Origin of the sequence: Micromonospora sp. NPDC048905, from assembly GCF_040649655.1 — a bacterium.
Taxonomy (GTDB): Bacteria; Actinomycetota; Actinomycetes; order Mycobacteriales; family Micromonosporaceae; genus Micromonospora.
This window is the reverse complement of record NZ_JBEZFV010000008.1, coordinates 104,640-121,223: the sequence shown is the minus strand read 5'-3', so window position 1 is coordinate 121,223 and position 16,584 is coordinate 104,640. Positions and strand designations below refer to the sequence as shown.

Below are 16,584 nucleotides of genomic sequence, written 5' to 3'. Positions count from 1 at the left end.
GGTCGGGACAACTGGCCGGCCGGCACCGGTCAGATCATCGTCTGGGACTTGGCCTCCATGTCGGCGGCGGCCTCCTCCTTGGACTCGCGGGTCAGCGGCTTGCCGCCCGGGGCCGGGGCCTCACCGCCGAGCGGGTCGGCGCCGCCGGTGGCACCCTGCGGGCCGGCACCCCGCAGTTGCGTGTTCGGCAACGTCAGGGTGACCACCACCGCCACGATGGCGATCAGGCCGGCGGTCAGGAAGACCATGTCCAGCGCGTCGACGAAGGCGCCCTGGATGGCCGCGCGTACCGGCCCCGGCAGGGCCAGGATGGTGGCCGGATCGTTGATCGAGATGTTGGTGCCGCCACTGGCCGCCACGGCGGCCTGCTCCTGCGGCGGCAGTTGCGCGATCGCGCCGGGCAGCCGGTCACCGAGCCCGCTGGCCAGCCGGGACGAGAGCACCGTGCCGAGGATCGCCACTCCGAACGAACCGCCGAGCGACCGGAAGAAGGTCGCCGAGGACGTGCCGGCGCCCAGGTCGCGGACGGACACCGCGTTCTGCACCGCCAGGATCAGCGACTGCATACACAGACCCAGGCCGATGCCGATCACCACCATGAACCCGAACGCCACCCAGAGGGAGGTGCTCACCTCCAGCCGGGTGAACAGGAACATGCCGACCAGCAGCGTCACCGACCCGGCCACCGGGAACCACTTGTACCGGCCGATCCGGGTCATCGCGCGACCGGTCAGGATCGAGGTGATGATGATGCCGGCCATCATCGGCAGCATCAGCAGACCACTGCGGGTCGGCGAGGCGCCCTTGACGATCTGCAGGTACAGCGGGATGAAGATGATCGAACCGAACATCACCAGACCGATGACCAGAAGCGCCGAGTTGGCCAGGGCGAAGGTGGCGCTGCGGAACAGCCGCAGCGGCAGGATCGGCTCGGCCACCCGGGCCTCCTGGAGGACGAAGAGCACCCCCAGCACCGCACCGACGACGAACAGCGTGATGATCACACCCGATCCCCAGGCGTACTCGTTGCCACCCCAGCTCAGCGCGAGCAGCAGCGAACTCACCCCGGCGACCAGCAGCCCGGCACCGAGCCAGTCGATCGAGTGGTCCCGCCGTTCGAACGGAATCAGCCGCATCACGTGGTAGCAGACCACGATGGCCAGGATCGCCAGCGGCACGTTGATGTAGAAGATCCACCGCCAGTCGGTCTCCGCGAAGTACCCGCCGACCAGCGGCCCGGCCACCGACGAGATCCCGAAGACCGCACCGAAGAGGCCCTGGTAGCGCCCACGCTCACGGGGTGACACCACGTCCGAGATGATGGTGAACGCGAGCGTCAGCAGACCGCCGGCGCCGAGGCCCTGGATGCCCCGGGTGATGATCAACTGGGTCATGTTCTGCGACAGCCCGGCCAGCAGCGACCCGACCAGGAACGTGCCGATCGAGAAGAGGAAGACCGGGCGGCGCCCGTACAGGTCGGCCATCTTGCCGTAGAGCGGCGTCGACGCCGTCGAGGCGAGCAGGTACGCGGTGACCACCCACGAGTAGTGGTTGATCCCGCCCAGTTCCCCGACGATTGTCGGCAGGGCCGTACCGACGATGGTCTGGTCGAGTGCGGCCAACAGCATGCCGGTCATCAGGCCGAACATGAGCAGCCGGATCTGCTGACGATTCAGCACCGGCGCGGCGGAGGCTTCGGTGGTCATGTGCCCTTCTATCCCGCGAGCCGCAGAACATGCGCCCAACCCCGCAAAAAACCACCCCACCAGCCCTCACCGGACCCCCTCCCCTGCCCTCCACACCGGTGATCAAGAGATTTGCGTCATTTTCGCGGCCCAGACTGACGCAAACCTCTTGATCACCGAGGCAAAGGGGGTTAGGCGGCGAAGGTTTTGGTGATTTCTTCGCAGAAGGCGGGGAGGTCGTCGGGGTTGCGGCTGCTGGTCAGGTTGCGGTCGGTGACGCACTCCTCGTCGACCCAGGTGGCGCCGGCGTTCGTCAGGTCGGTACGCAGGCTGGGCCACGACGTGATCCGTCGGCCGCGCACCACGTCCGCCTCGATCAGGGTCCACGGACCGTGGCAGATCACCCCGACCGGCTTGCCCGCCTCGAAGAACGCCTTCACGAACTGCACCGCGTCCGGGTCGCTCCGCAGGAAGTCCGGGTTCGCGACACCTCCGGGGAGCACGAGCGCGTCGTAGCCGTCGGCGTCCGCCTTGTCCGCGGTCACATCCACGTCGTACGTCTTCGACTGGTCCAGGTGGTTGAAGGACTGGATGGACCCGGGCTTGAGCGAGACCAACTCGACGGTCGCGCCGGCGTTCTCGACCGCCTCACGCGGCTGGACGTACTCGACCTCCTCGACGCCGTCGGCGGCCAGGAAGGCGATCCGCTTGCCCTGTAGTTGCGCTGCCATCTCGGTACATCTCCTTTCCGGGGTTACCTCAATTCCCTTCCCGCCTCCGGACGTCCGAAACGACCCAGCCGGGCGCTAAGGGCACGGTGGGGACACAGCCGCAGGTCAGGCGCGGCTCAGGTTTGGCCAGGAGGGCGCTGGGGACCCGGGGAGGCATGGCAGGAGCAGCAGCGGAACAGCGCCGGCTCGCCACCGTCGTGGAGAGCTGGCTCGAACGCCCAGTCCTGATCGTCGGTGACGCCATGTTGGACGAGTGGCGGTTCGCCGACTCCGACCGGCTCTGCCGAGAGGCGCCCGCACCGGTCCTCACCCTGCGCCGACGGATCTCCGCCGCCGGTGGGGCCGCGAACACCGCGGTGAACGTCGCCGCCCTCGGCGGCCGGGCGGTGCTGGTGGCACCGGTCGGCGCCGACGTGGCCGGTGACGAGTTGCACGACTGTCTGGACCGCGCGGGCGTCTGGGACCGCACGGTCAACCAGCCCGGACGGCCCACCCCGGTCAAGCGGCGGATGCTGGCCGGCAACCAGATCCTGCTCCGCGAGGACTCCGGAGACCCGGACGACGCGCTCGACCCGGAGGGCGTGACCCGACTGCTCACCGCCCTGAGCTGCGCCACCGAGGAGCTGCGCGCCGCCGCCGGCGGGCAGGCGCCGACCCTGGTGGTCTGCGACTACGGCCTGGGTGCGCTGCCCGCGCCGGTCCGCGCGTGGCTGGTCGAGCAACGCGAGCGGTACGCCACCGTCGCGTTGGACGCCCACGACCTGGCCGACTGGCGGGGTCTCGCACCGACAGTTGTCACGCCCAGCTTCGCCGAGGCGACCCGGCTGCTGGCCCGAGCCGGCGCGACGACCCGACCGACCACCGGCATCGACCTGCACCTGGAGCACCCGCACGGCGACCCGTCCGACGGCCCGTCCGAACTGAGCGTGGGCGCGGCCCCGGGCGGGGTACGCGCCGACGAGGTCACCGAGAACCACCCGGGACCGGTCGGTGAGCCCACCCCGGGCGAGGACCGGGTGGCTCTCACCGGCGACGGGCTCAGCGTCACCGGCACCGGCGTCACCGTGAACACCCGGGCCGGGGAGGGCGTCGACCGGGCCGTCCTGGCGGAGTCGCGCCTCGCGGAGTTGCGCGCGCACACCGGCGCCGACGTGGTCGCGGTGACCCTGGACACCGAGGGGGCGGTGGTGGGTGGCGCCGACGGGGAGCCGCGGCGCAGTCACAGCACGCCGGTCCCGGCGAGTCACGCCGTGGGCGCCGGCGACGCGTACCTGGCGGCGATGACGTTGGCCCTGGCCGCCGAGGCGCCGCTGACCACCGCCGCCCAGCTCGCCCAGTTGGCGGCCACCATCACCGTCTCCGACACCGGCACCTGCGTGTGCCGGCGGGAGGATCTGCTCACCGCGCTCGGCCAGCCGACCGAGACGATGAGCCATCCCGCGCTGGTCGGCACCGACGAGTTGGACGCGATCGTCGCCGAGTACCGCGAGGCGGGACGGTCGGTGGTCTTCACCAACGGCTGCTTCGACGTGCTGCACCGGGGGCACGTGCGCTACCTGGAGCAGGCCCGCGCACTGGGTGACCTGCTGATCGTGGCGGTCAACTCGGACGGCAGCGTACGCCGGCTGAAGGGTCCGGACCGGCCGGTCAACCCGGTCGAGGACCGGGGTGCCCTGCTCGCCGCGCTCGCCTGTGTGGACCATGTGGTGGTCTTCGAGGAGGACTCACCCGCCGCGCTGATCGAGGCGGTCCGGCCGGACATCTACGTCAAGGGCGGGGACTACCCGCCGGAGCTGGTGCCGGAGGCGCCGCTGGTGCGCCGGCTGGGCGGCCAGGTGCACACCCTGGGGTACGTGCCGGACCGGTCCACCTCGGCGATCATCGAGCGGATCCGGTCACACAGCCAGGACCCGTCGCCGCCCACCGCTGAGCGGGAGCCCGACCCGTCGCTCAGCTCCCGTACCCAGGCGTCGTGAACCGCCCCCTCGACCTCGGCACCCCGGCGGAGTTCCGCACCGACCGGCTGGTCGACGTGTTGATTCCGACCCGGAACCGACCCGCCGAGTTGGCGGTCACCCTGGGCGGACTCGCCGCCCAGGACGGGGTACCCGGCTTCGGGGTGGTGGTCAGCGACCAGTCCGACGGGGATCCGGCGTACGCGCATCCCGCCGCGGCCACCATGGTCCGGGCGCTGCGGCACCGGGGTCACCCGGTGCTGCTGACCCGCCGGTTGCCCCGCCGGGGGTTGGCCGAACACCGGGCGTACCTGCTCGCTTCCTCGACCGCCCGGTACGTCCTCAGCCTCGACGACGATGTCTGGCTGGAACCGGGGACGCTGCACCGGTTGGTGACGGCGATCGGGGAGCTGGGCTGCGGATTCGTCGGCAACGGAGTGCACGGGCTGTCGTACGCCGATGACGTGCGGCCGGACTCGCACGGGCACTACGAGGAGTGGGCCGGCCCGCCCACGCCGGAGCGGATCCGACCCGACACCCCGGAGTGGAACCGCGCGCGGATCCACTCGGCGGCGAACCTGCTGCACATCACCGATCGACTGGCGCTGCCGCCGGGGGCGTGGCGGGCGTACAAGGTCTCCTGGATCGGCGGGTGCGTGCTCTACGACCGGGCCAAGCTCGTCGACGCCGGCGGCTTCGACTTCTGGCGTCGGGTGCAGGAGAAGCACCAGGGTGAGGACGTGGCCGCGCAGCTCGCGGTGCTGGCCCGTTACGGCGGTGCGGGCATCCTGCCCAGCGGCGCGTACCACCTGGAGTCCCCCACCACCGTCACCGACCGGGACGTGGAGGCGTGGGAGGTCGTCCTCGCCGACGAGGACAGCCCGCAGCCGGCCTGAACTACCGGGTGAGCAACTCCCGGGCGGCTTCCAGCACCTCGATCACCGGAACGTCGGCGACGAAGGAGTCCCGATGCGGGCACTCACCGTCGCCGGGTCGGTGCGGATAGATGCCCGGTGTGCAGTCGACCCCGCAGACCGGGCAGTGCACCGTCCACGAGCTGATCGGCCGGTGCCGGCCCCGCAGCGGGCTGGCCCCGTTGATCAGGTTACCCACCCAGAAGATGCCCACCGTGGGCGCGCCCACCGCGGCGGCCACGTGCAGCGGGCCGGTGTCGTTCGAGATGACCAACGCGCAGTCGGCGTAGCAACCGACCAGCCCACCCAGGCTGAGCGTACCCACCTGTGGGCGCACCGGCACCCGAGCCGCGGCGACGACCCGGTCCACCACCTCCTGCTCGGCGGGCGTGCCGGTGACCAGCACCTCGTAGCCGTCCTCGTGCAGCGCACGCGCCACCTCGGCGAAGTGCTCGGCGGGCCAGCGGCGGCGGTTGTCGGTGGCGCCCGGGTGCAGCGCCACCCGGCGCCGGTCCGCCGAGCCGAGCACCCGGGCGGCCTCGGCCCGATCGGCGTCGGTCACCGCGAGCGTCGGGGTGATGGTGGTGGCCGGCGCTCCCACCAGCCCCACCACCTCCAGGTAGCGGATCACCTCGTGCTGGTAGTAGACGTAGCGGAGCCACCGGTCCAGCGGCGGCGCGTCGTCGGCGCGCAGGCCGACGGTCACCCGGGCACCGAGGCGACTGATCAGCGGGTTCGAGTTGGCGCCACCGCCGTGGATCTGCACCGCCAGGTCGAACCCGGTAGCGGCGGCCAGGAAGTCGTCGATCGACGACTCCGACTCGCCGGGCTCGGCAGCACGGATGCCGGGCGCGGGCGGCACCACGAGCACCCGGTCCACCGGGCCCGGCCGGTCGCGCAGGAGCTTCGCGTGCCACGGCGCTCCGAGCAACACGATCTCCGCCCCGGGGTACGCGGCACGCAACGCGTCCAGCGCCGGCAGGGCGAAGATGAAGTCGCCGAGGGCGTTGGCGCGCAACACCGCGATGCGGTGCACGTCTTCGACGCGCCCGGCCGTCGGGCCGAGCAGGGACTGAGTGACCACGCAGCAGCTACGTTCGGTCGACCTCGCCGGCGGTGTCCGGGCGGTGCAGCTCCCGGTCCGCGGCGGGGTCGGCCGGCATCGGCGTACCAGTGGAAAGGTCGCCGGAGCGCGGCCCGGTGCGACCGACGGTGATGGTGCGCGGCGCGGGTCGGGTCGCCCGGGGCAACCGGACCCGGAGCAGGCCATGGTCCATGACCGCGTCGATGGCCTCCGGGTCGACCCGCGACGGCAGGTTGATGCGGTATTCGAAGCCTCGCGTCTCGAAGCCGCCGGGAATGCCCTGGTCGGCGTTGACCTCCGCCTCGGAGCGGGCCCGTACGCACAGTTCGAGGTCGTCCAGTTCCACCGCCACCTCCTCCGGCGCCACCCCGGGCAGCCGGACGACGGCCTCCCAGCCGTCGGCGGTCTCGGTCAGCTCGACGTCGGACGCACCGGCCCGGCCACCGACCAGGCGGCTCAGCTCGGCGCGCAGTGACTGCAGTTCCCCCATCGGATCCCAGCCCTGCTGCCGACCACCCCGCCAGCCCCGACCGAATCCGCTGTTCTGCTGCTCACTCATCACACCTCTCCGATCCGCTGCGTGGCCGTGGGCGGCCGTAGTGAGCTGGGCGCGTCCAGGCCGGCGTCCCGGTCGACGCCCACACCGAGCCGGTCGACCAACTCGCCGCCCAGCCAGGCGCTGATGCCGAGGATCCCCACCGCGACCACCTCGATGGCGACGAGGGCACCGCCCGCGGCCCGGGAGTCGGCGTTGAGCCGGACGGCCCACACCGCGGCGAAGAGCAGGATCACCGCGACGTTGGCGGCGGCGTGCAGCAGACCCACCCGCTTGGCCCGGGTGCCGGTCGGGATGGCCAGCAGGTCGAACGAGCCGGCCGCCGCCGCGAGGAGACCGCCGATCAGGCCGACGGTGATGTTCCAGTACGCGACCTCGCCGAGCAGGTCGGGGCCACCGACGGTGTCGACCACGTCGAACAGCACCGCCGTGGCCAGCAGCGCGACCGGGAACATGACGAGCATCGGATGGACTGGGTGACCCAGTACCTTGAGTCGGCTCTCCATCTCCGGCCTCCACGTGTCGGCGTCCTGCGGAACGGTTCTCGTGCGGCGGGCGCGTCGGGTGAGGCCCTACCCCCGGCGACCGGGCACAAACCTCACCCTGGTCACGGCGGCCTAGGCTGACAAGCGGCGGTGCCCGCCAACGGGTCAACGCCTGAGGGAGGATCACGTGACGGTGGAGATCACTTCGCACGAGGAGCTTCGCGACCTGCTCGGGGTGCCGAGCGCACGGGCCGCCAACAAGGATCGCCGTCGCCTGCACGAGCGGGACCGCGAGTGGCTCGCCGCCTCGCCGTTCTGCCTGCTGGCCACCGCTGGCGCGGACGGCAGCTGCGACGTCTCACCCAAGGGCGACCCGGCCGGCTTCGCCCTGGTGCTGGACGACACGACGATCGCCGTGCCCGAGCGGCCGGGCAACAAGCGCGCCGACGGTTACCGCAACATCCTGGACAACCCGCACGTCGGGATGCTCTTCCTGATCCCGGGCCGCACCGACACACTGCGGATCAACGGGCGCGCCCGCCTGGTGAGCGACGCTCCCTGGTTCGACGACATGATGGTCAAGGGGCACCGGCCGGTGCTCGCCGTGGTGGTCGAGATCGAGCAGATCTTCTATCACTGCGCGAAGGCGTTCCTGCGGTCCGCGCTGTGGCAGCCGGAGACCTGGCAGCCCGACCTGCTGCCGTCCCGCGCCCGCCTGATCAAGGAGGTCGAGGCGCCCATGGTGAGCCTGCAAGATTTGGAGCGGCACTACGGCCCGGAGTACGCCAAGAACATCTACACCTGATCCCGTCAACCTACGCTCACCGAGGGTCACGGTGATGAGGCTCGCCTGGTAGCTTCCGTCGATGAGCTCGTCAACTGAACGAGGCGCGGCGGGCCACGTTGACCGCGTCGCTGACTACTACGACAACAACACGCGTCGGTTCCTCCTGGTTGCCGAGAGCCCAGGCAGTGACGCGATCCACCGGGGCGTGTGGACTCCGGATGCCGTGACCTCCGCAGATGCCATGGACACCGTCAACCGCCTGATGATCGAGCGTTTGCGCGGCCACGTGCCTGCGGGAGACGCGAGGGTGCTCGACCTTGGCTGTGGCGTCGGCGCGACGATGGTTCGCCTGGCCCGGGCGGTGGATGGCTTGATCTCTGGCGTGACCATCAGCCGGGTGCAGGCCGAGATCGCAGCGAAACGGTTCGCCCGCGAGGGACTGACCGACCGTTGTCAGGTGATCTGCGCCGACTTCGCCGAACTGCCCGCGGGACCGCACTACGACGCCATGGTCGCCGTGGAGGCGGTGGTCCACTCGCCGTCGCTGAAGGATCTCCTCCCGTCCCTTGCGGATCGGCTGCGCCCCGGAGGCCGCCTGATCCTGTGCGACGACTGGCTGACCGACAAGGATCGCGGGCTCGCCGCACGCGAGCGCTGCCTCGACCAGTTCCGCGCCGGCTGGCGGATCGGGAGTCTGCACACTGTGGCCGAGCTGGACGCCATGTCTGAGCGCGCTGGGTTGCGCGTGGTCGAGGACCTGGATCTGACCTCGTATCTGCGCCTCGGTCGGCCCCGCGACCGCGTGGTCAAGCTGGCCGTGGGCGCCACAGCCGTCGTGCCCCGCCTTCGCGACCGTCTTGTCGAGATTCCCCTGTGGGCCAACATGGTTGGCGGGTCCGCGTTGCAGGCTGGATTGGCGCGGCGTTGGCTGGAGTATCGCCTGATCGTGCTCGAGAAGGCCTGAGCTTCGGTCAGGCCGACCAGCCGGCCCGATTGCCGAACGACTCCCGGGTGATGCCGGAGCCGGTCTCCGGCCGCGAACCGAACCGATCGTCGTGTAGATGCGCGAAGAGATAACACATGCCTTCGCAGTCGGCATCCAGCAGCGCCATCGCCGGGTTGGCGCGGACCGCCTCGTAATACGCCTGCCCCAGGGCCACGATGAAACCTCGGGCGTAGAGGAAGCCGTCGTCCGACCCGTCGGTCACCTCGTGGATGTCTTCCCGATCGATGTCGTACAGCTTGCGCTCCACCACCCGGTCGAGATCTGTCAACTCCTGCCCGGTCAGCCCGACCGTCAACTGCCGAAGGCGGTCCAGGAAGGCGTCCAGCCAGGCGTCGATCGCGTAGGACGTGCCGTCGTCGCCGTCGTCATCGGCGGGGTCGCGCTCGATGAGGGCCTGCCGCAGCGCCAAGGGTTCGGCGCCCAGCTCGGCCCAGGCCGCCTCGATGAGGGCCCACAACCGGGCCTCGTCGGCGGGGGTGGGCAGCGTCCCCGGGGAATCGGTGGTCACGGTCGAACCGTATTGGCAAGGACTGACACTTCCGTACGAACGAGTCGCTCTGGCGTCGTTCGCAGGTGCTGGCCCGAACTACGTACCGGCACGAACCAGCGGCGGCCTCTGCTCCGGATACGCCGGGTCCGGCACCGCACGACGCCACCGAAAGTAGGCGTTGGCGGATGGGAGCGCGAGCAGGATGATGGCGACCAGCAGTGCGGGCGACGCCACGAGCCCCGAAACGGTGCTCACCGGCTCGACCCACCCGGGCATCAGTTGGTCCGCGATTGCATCCACCCGGTCCCAGTCGGTGCTGTCCGGGACGTCGCTGGTGTCAATCGGGAGGAGGCCCAGGATCAGCCACGCGGCCGAAAACGCCACCGTCACGCCACCCAGGACCCAGGTGACGATCCGGGTCCAGTTCCGGCCGGCGAGGTTGGCCAGCGCCAGCGCCAGGATGGCGAGGGCAGTCAGTGCCACGACCAGGCCGACACCCGCTTGGAACACCATCCCCACGGCAGCGAAGCTGCTTGGCGTGCCTGCCTGCTCGTGCGCTCTCTGGTAGGTGTTCTGATCCACCGCCTCGGCGGCTACCTGCGCGAGCCGGGCCAGCCCACTCAGCCCCAACAACGCACTGGACGCGGTGACGACGTGCACCCCTGGCCTACCGACCCCCGTGATCATGGTCGGATGCTAGCGCCGGTCGCCGTCCGTCCGCTGTCCATAGGACGTCGGCCAGGAGCTGGACCAGCGCCGGGACTGCGTCAGGACGGCGCGTCGTACGCCCGGGTCAGTAGCCGATGCTCATCAGGTCGGGAGTGTCGTCGTCACCACCACCGGGCCGCGTGTCGGTGCCCCGGTCCTGATAACCACGCCAGTACGCCTGCTGGGGTGCCCGGGCCACCGAGATGACCACGACCTTGATGCCTCCGGCCAACTGTCGGCTGTTGACGATGACGGCGGCGACCGAAGCGGCGGCGGCGATGGCCCCAACGGCGAAGGCTCGGCCGGACACCGCGCCGTCCCAGTCGATCGCGGCGACCAGCACAGTGGCCAGCCAGCAGAGTCCGGCGACGGCGATGACGACATTCGCGGCCTTTGACTGAGTGCGAGTATCCACGAGGGGCTCCGATCTGCGCTGGGGCGGCGGTACGAGGGGATCTGAGGTCGGGTCACCTCCAGCCGGGCGCACACCGGGCGGCTGGCATCGGTCACGCCACCCGTCACGCGGCGGGTGAGCCACATCAGGCCGGGCGGGGGCCAGGTCCGGTCCTGCCACCTACGGGACGTCGGAGCGGGGCAGCAGTCGGCCGAGACGCTGCGCGAGGGACGGAACGAACGCAGCGACCAGGATGCTCGGCGGGTGCGCGGCGCGGTCACCGTGCCGCCCACCCCCGGCGCCCGGGCATTGGAACGACGGCGCACCGCGAGGGCTGGGATCACACCAGGCCGCGGCGGCGATGCCACACCGGAAGGGGCGCTGCCACCCTGTTCGAGCCACATGCAGCCTCCCCCCGGTAGGCGTCGTCCCGATCCACGTGAGGTACGGAGCTGCCGCACTGACCTGCCGGGATTGGGCCGGAGGAAAGCTCGGCAGATAAACATGATCTCGCACCCGTCCAGCCGAAGCGAGCCCACTGCACGGACACACGCTTTGGTCAGCGGGCTGGTTGCGCTCATCGACCAACGACGAAGCCGGCCCTACCCAGGATGGGCAGAGCCGGCAGAAGGTGGTCGCTGCCCGGTGGCGCGTCGGGTCACCGCAGTGACCGGACCCGCCTCAGTTGAGGTTCATCCTGGCGCAGGGAACCCAGTTGCCGACCGGGTAGCCCGGCCGCCGGCCCACCAACCCGCACGGCAGCGGTGCCGTCGGGAGGCCCAGCCGGGGTGCGATGGTGTTGAATGCCAGCCGGCCCATCACGGTGTAACCGCCCGGCGTGGGGTGCACGCCGCACTGGTCCAGATAGCCTTCCGGGATGGGCTGGTAGTCGATGAAGTTTGGTACGCGGCTGCCGTACTCGTCGATCACCTTGATGCTGCGGTAGATCGCGTCGTTGACCTTGGCTTCGCTCGCCGGGAGCCAGGCGGGACTTGGACCGGGTGGGGTCGTGCAGCCGTCGGTGCCGTGCCCGGAGCTGTACTGCACCCAGGACGGGTACATGAGCACGTCCGGGTCCAGATCCAGCGCGGTGTCGAAGAGCGCGCGGTAGGTGCTCTCGAAGGCGGTGATCTGCGCCGAGGTGGCGTTCGACAGGTTGTTGTTGGTCCCGCAGTTCAGCAGGATCACGTCGGGCCGGTGCGTGGTGACCAGACCCGCCATCCGCGACGACCAGTAGTTGCAGGTGGTGCCTCCGGCGGCGGCGACGACAAACTCGTACGGTTGGCAGAACTGACCGAACAGCCACCCCAACTCCTCGCGGTAGCCGGCGGTCTCCGATGCGGTCATCGTCGCGCCCGCGGTGATCGAGTCACCCACGGTCAGAATCTTCACCGTGGGTCGCGCCGGCTCCGGGCAGGCGGCGGCAGCCGCGGCCTGGGCGGCGACGGGTGTCCCCGACGGAATGGACAGGCCGATCGCCACGAGGACAAGGGCGGCGGCACTCACCAACACAGGACGTAGTTTCATCGACTCTCCCCCGTACGCACGCGGCGACTCGCTCGCCACGGACCAGGCCTGGCACTGGTAATGCCATTCGTGGCACTGACGGTACCGCGTCCACCACTCAGTGCCAAGTGTGGCAATGACACGTACTTTCGGTTAATGGTGGTCGATCTTTGTTGACAGGGCTGCTCTCCGTAATCGCAGCAGGAAGCGGCCCTTCAAGCCGCCTCGCTGGCCAGCAGCCGGAGCCGAATCTGGCACTACACTCGGGTCCGGCAACGGAGTCCCACATGCGGCACTTACGATCACCCTGTGTCAGCGAGTGCCAGCCAAGATCCCCGGGTCATCGCGTTCGCGCGGTTCATCAAACGCGCCCTCGACGAGGCCGTCCGAGAACGCGCCATGTCCATCGAGGACGTCGAGCAGCGCACCGGCATCGGCCGCTCGACGATCTACCGATGGCGCCGGGCCGAGATAGCCAACCCGCAGCGCACCCAGGTCCAGCAGTTCTGCGACGGCCTCGGCATCCCGCGCTCGGTGGCCTCGCAGATACTGGGCTGGGACGGCGCGCCGCCATCACCCACGCCCGACCCGAGCACCGACCCCGACCTGCGGGCGGTCGCACGCATCCTGATGGATCCCAACGTCTCGGCGGAGGAGAAGACCGTCATTCGAGCGACGCTGCAACACCTGGCCCGCCGAAGGTAGCCCCGGTCAAACGGGTGGGTCTGCCGCCGGGCCACGCACGTCCGACTCACGTGTCAGGATCTCGGCCATGCGTCTCCCGTTCGGCCTGCTCGTCGCATCCGTCGCGGGCGGCCTGCTCTCGGCTGCGGCGGCGCTGCTCGCCATGCCAGCCGCATCGATGCAATTCGGCCTGGTCATGCTGCTCGCACTGCTCGGCTACGTCCTGCTGGATCGCGGCGCGCGCCGGGTGCGGTGGGCCGTCGCCGCCGGTGTCGTGCTCCTCGCCGTGGTGGCGGCCAAGAGACTGTTCTGGCATCAGGAGCAGGTCGTCGACGTGGGCTGGGTGACCTACGGGCCAGCGGCAGCGGAGACGTCCAACCTGGGGCCGTGGCGCGAGTCGATCGACAGGCAACGGCTCGCCGCGCTTGGCGTGGCGCTCGGCGTTGTCTGTCTCTCGGCCGCCGTGGTGGCACTACCGTCCCGCGGCAGACGGCGGGGTGTGGCGACGGCGGCCGTCGCGCTGCTGCTGCTCGCCTGGTTCGGGCTGGACTCGACCCGGGAGTTCGTCGACTATCCGCTGCCGGACCTGCTCGGGACGGTCTGGCCGGCGCTGCTCGCCACCCTCGTGTCCATCGGGGCACTCGCGCTGTCCGGATGGCGGGCCGACCGCCGTTGGCTGCTCCCGGTGGGGTTGTTCCTGCTGTCCCTCACAACGGCGAACGCGTACTCGGATCTCGCCGGAGTGTGGTCCGGGTGGTGGGAGATGGCCCACCCTCACCAGAGCGTCTTCCTGGTCTTGGGGATGGTGGTGAGCACGTCGTGGGAAGACTCCCTTGAGGTGTCGTCGGCCGTGGAGACGGCGATCGCGCTCGCCGGGGCGGGGTTGACGGCCGTCGGCACGCTGCGCAGTTCCCGTGAGGCCACGGATCAGACGGGCGTCCCGCTGACCGGCCACGAAGACCCGGACAAAACCTTCCCGGCATAGCGCACCCCAACCAACGCTGTTGATCACGAGGGTACGGACATCAGCCTCTGGCCCTTTCCTACCGAACCCTTGGCCCCATTGGGTCAGCGCATGAATGCGAAGTGTAACCATGGTCCGCCTTTTTGCGGTCCATAGGTGCGGCCTTCCTCATTGCACGGTCCACAGCAGCCACCGCTTCTTGCGTTCTCGCTCGCCGTCGGTAACATCTTCATGTTTTGATCTATAACGGGGAGAGAACCAACATGCAATTGAAGTTCCCGGCCGGCGCCCTCATTGCGCTGGCGCTGCTGATTCCGGCCGCACCGGCGGCGGCTCAACCACCATCGCCCGGGCTGAACGCGGCCTGCCAGACAGTCGAGCGCAAGGTGTACAAGGATATCCGCGAGCTTGTCACCATCGATCTGGACACCGCCACCGTTGTCCAGGTACGGGTGCTGGCCTCTCAGATCCTGGCAGCGGCAGGCAAGGACAAGCTGCCCACTCTGCAGGACGCCCTCCAGAAGCCGCTGGACGGCACCTCGGCAGAGCTGCGGGCCTTCCTCAAGGCGGACGTTTACACGGCCTGGTCAGTGGCTCTGCGGATCGCGGTGAACCAGACGATGACGGGCGCTGGCACCAACGTGAAGGAGGCCGCACAGAACACGCTCAAAACCGACTCCGTCGACACCTACCTGGCTTACCTGAACAACGACCTGTACGCCGCACGTACGGCTGACTGCGCGTCGCAGCCCACGCCGACGCCCAGCGCCACGTCGACTGCCACGCCGATCGCGACGCCGAGCGCGACGACCACCGCCACGCCGAGCGCGACGACCAGCGCGACGACGACCGTTGCACCGACCCCGACGTCCTCCGCCAGCGAGGCCGCTGCCGGCGGTGACGGCGGCGGGCTGCCCGTGACCGGTGCCAACACCATGATCGTGGCCAGCATTGGCGCTGCGCTTCTGCTCCTCGGCGGCGCGGGCTACCTGATCGGACGCCGACGCCGTGCCCGCTTCGTGGCATAACTAGTTCAACGCGCCCGGCTCGATGATTCGTCGAGCCGGGCGCGATCGGCGCCGGTCGCGCCGAGGCCGGAAAGTGTTCAGAAACGCCCGCTGATGGAGGCGCCGACAATCCACCGGATGTCCGATTCGGAGATCTGGTATGGATCTGGCGGAGGCCACCACAACAGGACGAAGTACATCCTGTTGCGGATCCACTCCGCCTGCTGAATTCCCTCGCCGCTGACCGTTCGGTAGACGCGAACCTCAACGCCGTCGACACGCAGATACTCCGGCGCGACATCGTCCACGCGATCCGGCAGCGTCGTGATTGCGGGATCCCGGAAGAGACTCAGGGAGCGACCGCCGCGGTAGGTGGAAGCTAGTAACTTGTCGTTGATGTCCGACTGATATGCCCCGTTGAATGGCTTCTCGCGGCTCTTGATGAAGCGCTTCGCCGGCTCCAGGGTCGCGATTGGACTCGCGGCGGTGGAGGCCACCGGTCCAGCCGACGTCGCCGCAGCCGTGGGGGCCGCTGGCTGGGGCGGCGGCCGTGACTCCGGCGAACGATTCGACGGCGCGGCATCGAAGCCCAGGAGGACCGCGACGGCAGCACCGACCATCAGCAGGGTGCTTCGCCCGCCGCGGGGTGGCTCGCCGTACGCCAGGATGGTGGAGCCGTCAGGTGACGCAGTGGTGGCGGCGTCCCGCGGAGCAGGCTGCATGTGGGCCATATTGGCATCAAGCCACCGCCGCGGTGGTCCGCACGGCGGGTCGGCGCCGGTCCGGGTGCTGGTCTGTGGCGGGGGACTGCGCCCAGAGCGCGGTGACTTTCGCGCGCTGATGTTTCCGATGGCGCGATACGCGATACTTCCCGTCATGAACCGCCATGACCTTGTGGAGTTCAAGCAGATCTGTCACCCGTCCGAGATCAGTGCCCGCCAGATACGCGAGCTGGTCGAATGCTGGATCGCGGTAGCGAACCTGGGCGGTGCCGTCGGCTTCGCGTTCCCACCCGTCGGATCGGAACAGGTGGCTCCCGTGGCCGAACGCCTCATCGCCGGCCTTGATCCTCAGCGCAGCAGGCTCCTGCTGGCGGTGGTCGACGGGACACTGGCAGGTTGGCTGCACCTGTTCCGTCACGAGGATCCGCTCGTGGCTCACTGGGGCACCGTCAACCGCGTCCAAACACATCCCGACCACCGAGGTCGCGGGATCGGCGCAGCGATGATGCATCGGGTTCGGCAGATCGGCCGTGACGAGATGGGGTTTGAACAACTGCGCCTGTGCGCGCGAGGTGGAGCCGGCCTGGAGGACTTCTACGGTCGGCTCGGCTGGAAGGAGATCGGCCGGTGGCCCGGGGCGCTGCGGTTTGGCGAGGGCGATGACCGAGACGAGATCCTGATGATCCTCGCGCCGCTGTGACTCCTGAAGGCATAGAAAAGGGCCTCTGGCTCCCGGGCTTCCACCCGAGGCCAGAGGCCCTTTTCCTACTGAGCCGCCTGACGGAATCGAACCGTCGACCTACGCATTACGAGTGCGTCGCTCTAGCCGACTGAGCTAAGGCGGCAACGATCAGCAAGTGTACGGCACCCCGTTGGCCCGCACCGAACGGGATACCCCCGCGCTTC

General features: G+C 69.8%; 18 protein-coding genes and 1 tRNA gene. 8 read left to right on the top strand and 11 right to left on the bottom strand.

The features are described from left to right. Positions 1–29 precede the first annotated feature (29 nt). Positions 30–1,706 carry an MDR family MFS transporter gene (locus AB0C01_RS21830; protein ID WP_357251784.1) on the bottom strand — a complete coding sequence of 559 codons (1,677 nt, stop codon included), beginning with the start codon at positions 1,704–1,706 and terminating at the stop codon, positions 30–32. 170 nt (positions 1,707–1,876) lie between these two features. Further along, positions 1,877–2,416 carry a type 1 glutamine amidotransferase domain-containing protein gene (locus AB0C01_RS21825; protein ID WP_357571951.1) on the bottom strand — a complete coding sequence of 180 codons (540 nt, stop codon included), beginning with the start codon at positions 2,414–2,416 and terminating at the stop codon, positions 1,877–1,879. 155 nt (positions 2,417–2,571) lie between these two features. Here AB0C01_RS21825 and rfaE2 point away from each other — a divergent pair, with 155 nt between their 5' ends. Beyond that, positions 2,572–4,392: a D-glycero-beta-D-manno-heptose 1-phosphate adenylyltransferase gene (gene rfaE2 / locus AB0C01_RS21820; protein ID WP_357571949.1), complete on the top strand. Its 1,821-nt coding sequence runs from the start codon at positions 2,572–2,574 to the stop codon at positions 4,390–4,392. After that, positions 4,389–5,267 (top strand): glycosyltransferase family A protein, encoded by an 879-nt coding sequence (locus AB0C01_RS21815; protein ID WP_357251774.1) that lies wholly within the window; start codon positions 4,389–4,391, stop codon positions 5,265–5,267. Before rfaE2 ends, AB0C01_RS21815 begins: the two co-directional genes overlap by 4 nt. A gap of 1 nt (position 5,268) precedes the next feature. Here AB0C01_RS21815 and AB0C01_RS21810 read toward each other — a convergent pair whose 3' ends face one another. From AB0C01_RS21810 to AB0C01_RS21800, 3 genes are read right to left on the bottom strand one after another with little or no spacing between them, the layout of a single operon-like run. Further along, positions 5,269–6,369: a glycosyltransferase family 9 protein gene (locus AB0C01_RS21810; protein WP_357251771.1), complete on the bottom strand. Its 1,101-nt coding sequence runs from the start codon at positions 6,367–6,369 to the stop codon at positions 5,269–5,271. Positions 6,370–6,376: 7 nt separating this feature from the next. Beyond that, positions 6,377–6,928: an Hsp20/alpha crystallin family protein gene (locus AB0C01_RS21805; RefSeq protein WP_357251768.1), complete on the bottom strand. Its 552-nt coding sequence runs from the start codon at positions 6,926–6,928 to the stop codon at positions 6,377–6,379. Then, positions 6,928–7,431 carry a DUF2231 domain-containing protein gene (locus tag AB0C01_RS21800; RefSeq protein WP_357251767.1) on the bottom strand — a complete coding sequence of 168 codons (504 nt, stop codon included), beginning with the start codon at positions 7,429–7,431 and terminating at the stop codon, positions 6,928–6,930. Before AB0C01_RS21800 ends, AB0C01_RS21805 begins: the two co-directional genes overlap by 1 nt. 166 nt (positions 7,432–7,597) lie before the next feature. Between AB0C01_RS21800 and AB0C01_RS21795 the strand changes: the two genes are divergently transcribed. Together AB0C01_RS21795 and AB0C01_RS21790 are read left to right on the top strand one after the other, a co-directional pair. Then, positions 7,598–8,215, top strand: coding sequence for a pyridoxamine 5'-phosphate oxidase family protein (locus AB0C01_RS21795; RefSeq protein WP_357251763.1), 618 nt, complete (start codon positions 7,598–7,600; stop codon positions 8,213–8,215). 61 nt (positions 8,216–8,276) lie between these two features. Beyond that, complete coding sequence (locus tag AB0C01_RS21790; protein WP_357251760.1) at positions 8,277–9,161, top strand: methyltransferase domain-containing protein; 885 nt, start codon at positions 8,277–8,279, stop codon at positions 9,159–9,161. A 7-nt stretch (positions 9,162–9,168) separates the two neighbouring features. On the opposite strand, the gene AB0C01_RS21785 is transcribed toward AB0C01_RS21790, so the two are convergent. The 4 genes from AB0C01_RS21785 to AB0C01_RS21770 all read right to left on the bottom strand — a co-directional run bounded on the left by AB0C01_RS21785 (position 9,169) and on the right by AB0C01_RS21770 (position 12,322). Beyond that, positions 9,169–9,711 carry a DUF4240 domain-containing protein gene (locus AB0C01_RS21785; protein ID WP_357251757.1) on the bottom strand — a complete coding sequence of 181 codons (543 nt, stop codon included), beginning with the start codon at positions 9,709–9,711 and terminating at the stop codon, positions 9,169–9,171. A gap of 78 nt (positions 9,712–9,789) precedes the next feature. Continuing rightward, a complete protein-coding gene (locus AB0C01_RS21780) occupies positions 9,790–10,353 on the bottom strand; it encodes a hypothetical protein (RefSeq protein WP_357571948.1) in 564 nt (187 codons plus the stop codon). Between the two features lie 133 nt (positions 10,354–10,486). Then, on the bottom strand, positions 10,487–10,816 hold the full coding sequence (locus tag AB0C01_RS21775; protein ID WP_357251751.1) for a hypothetical protein: 330 nt from the start codon (positions 10,814–10,816) through the stop codon (positions 10,487–10,489). Positions 10,817–11,476: 660 nt separating this feature from the next. After that, positions 11,477–12,322, bottom strand: a complete 846-nt coding sequence (locus AB0C01_RS21770) for an SGNH/GDSL hydrolase family protein (RefSeq protein WP_357571947.1) — start codon at positions 12,320–12,322, stop codon at positions 11,477–11,479. Positions 12,323–12,610: 288 nt separating this feature from the next. Here AB0C01_RS21770 and AB0C01_RS21765 point away from each other — a divergent pair, with 288 nt between their 5' ends. The 3 genes from AB0C01_RS21765 (at position 12,611) to AB0C01_RS21755 (ending at position 14,977) form a co-directional block, all read left to right on the top strand. Further along, the gene (locus AB0C01_RS21765) at positions 12,611–13,006 is read left to right on the top strand and encodes a helix-turn-helix transcriptional regulator (RefSeq protein ID WP_355027340.1); all 396 of its coding nucleotides are present in this window, start codon (positions 12,611–12,613) and stop codon (positions 13,004–13,006) included. A 67-nt stretch (positions 13,007–13,073) separates the two neighbouring features. Further along, on the top strand, positions 13,074–13,970 hold the full coding sequence (locus AB0C01_RS21760; RefSeq protein ID WP_357251747.1) for an aminopeptidase: 897 nt from the start codon (positions 13,074–13,076) through the stop codon (positions 13,968–13,970). A gap of 242 nt (positions 13,971–14,212) precedes the next feature. After that, on the top strand, positions 14,213–14,977 hold the full coding sequence (locus AB0C01_RS21755) for an LPXTG cell wall anchor domain-containing protein (RefSeq protein WP_357571946.1): 765 nt from the start codon (positions 14,213–14,215) through the stop codon (positions 14,975–14,977). A gap of 77 nt (positions 14,978–15,054) precedes the next feature. Here AB0C01_RS21755 and AB0C01_RS21750 read toward each other — a convergent pair whose 3' ends face one another. Further along, positions 15,055–15,687, bottom strand: a complete 633-nt coding sequence (locus AB0C01_RS21750; RefSeq protein WP_357251741.1) for a hypothetical protein — start codon at positions 15,685–15,687, stop codon at positions 15,055–15,057. 145 nt (positions 15,688–15,832) lie between these two features. Here AB0C01_RS21750 and AB0C01_RS21745 point away from each other — a divergent pair, with 145 nt between their 5' ends. Continuing rightward, positions 15,833–16,378 carry a GNAT family N-acetyltransferase gene (locus AB0C01_RS21745; RefSeq protein WP_357251738.1) on the top strand — a complete coding sequence of 182 codons (546 nt, stop codon included), beginning with the start codon at positions 15,833–15,835 and terminating at the stop codon, positions 16,376–16,378. Positions 16,379–16,449: 71 nt separating this feature from the next. Here AB0C01_RS21745 and AB0C01_RS21740 read toward each other — a convergent pair. Continuing rightward, positions 16,450–16,523: transfer RNA gene (locus tag AB0C01_RS21740), tRNA-Thr, on the bottom strand. Positions 16,524–16,584: the final 61 nt, after the last annotated feature.

Coding starts and splice junctions, on each gene's coding strand:
- rfaE2 (WP_357571949.1), top strand. CDS start 2,572: ATGGCAGGAGCAGCAGCGGAACAGCGCCGGCTCGCCACCGTCGTGGAG.
- AB0C01_RS21825 (WP_357571951.1), bottom strand. CDS start 2,416: ATGGCAGCGCAACTACAGGGCAAGCGGATCGCCTTCCTGGCCGCCGAC.
- AB0C01_RS21760 (WP_357251747.1), top strand. CDS start 13,074: ATGCGTCTCCCGTTCGGCCTGCTCGTCGCATCCGTCGCGGGCGGCCTG.
- AB0C01_RS21800 (WP_357251767.1), bottom strand. CDS start 7,431: ATGGAGAGCCGACTCAAGGTACTGGGTCACCCAGTCCATCCGATGCTC.
- AB0C01_RS21830 (WP_357251784.1), bottom strand. CDS start 1,706: ATGACCACCGAAGCCTCCGCCGCGCCGGTGCTGAATCGTCAGCAGATC.
- AB0C01_RS21790 (WP_357251760.1), top strand. CDS start 8,277: ATGAGCTCGTCAACTGAACGAGGCGCGGCGGGCCACGTTGACCGCGTC.
- AB0C01_RS21755 (WP_357571946.1), top strand. CDS start 14,213: ATGCAATTGAAGTTCCCGGCCGGCGCCCTCATTGCGCTGGCGCTGCTG.
- AB0C01_RS21750 (WP_357251741.1), bottom strand. CDS start 15,687: ATGGCCCACATGCAGCCTGCTCCGCGGGACGCCGCCACCACTGCGTCA.
- AB0C01_RS21770 (WP_357571947.1), bottom strand. CDS start 12,322: ATGAAACTACGTCCTGTGTTGGTGAGTGCCGCCGCCCTTGTCCTCGTG.
- AB0C01_RS21805 (WP_357251768.1), bottom strand. CDS start 6,928: ATGAGTGAGCAGCAGAACAGCGGATTCGGTCGGGGCTGGCGGGGTGGT.
- AB0C01_RS21745 (WP_357251738.1), top strand. CDS start 15,833: ATGAACCGCCATGACCTTGTGGAGTTCAAGCAGATCTGTCACCCGTCC.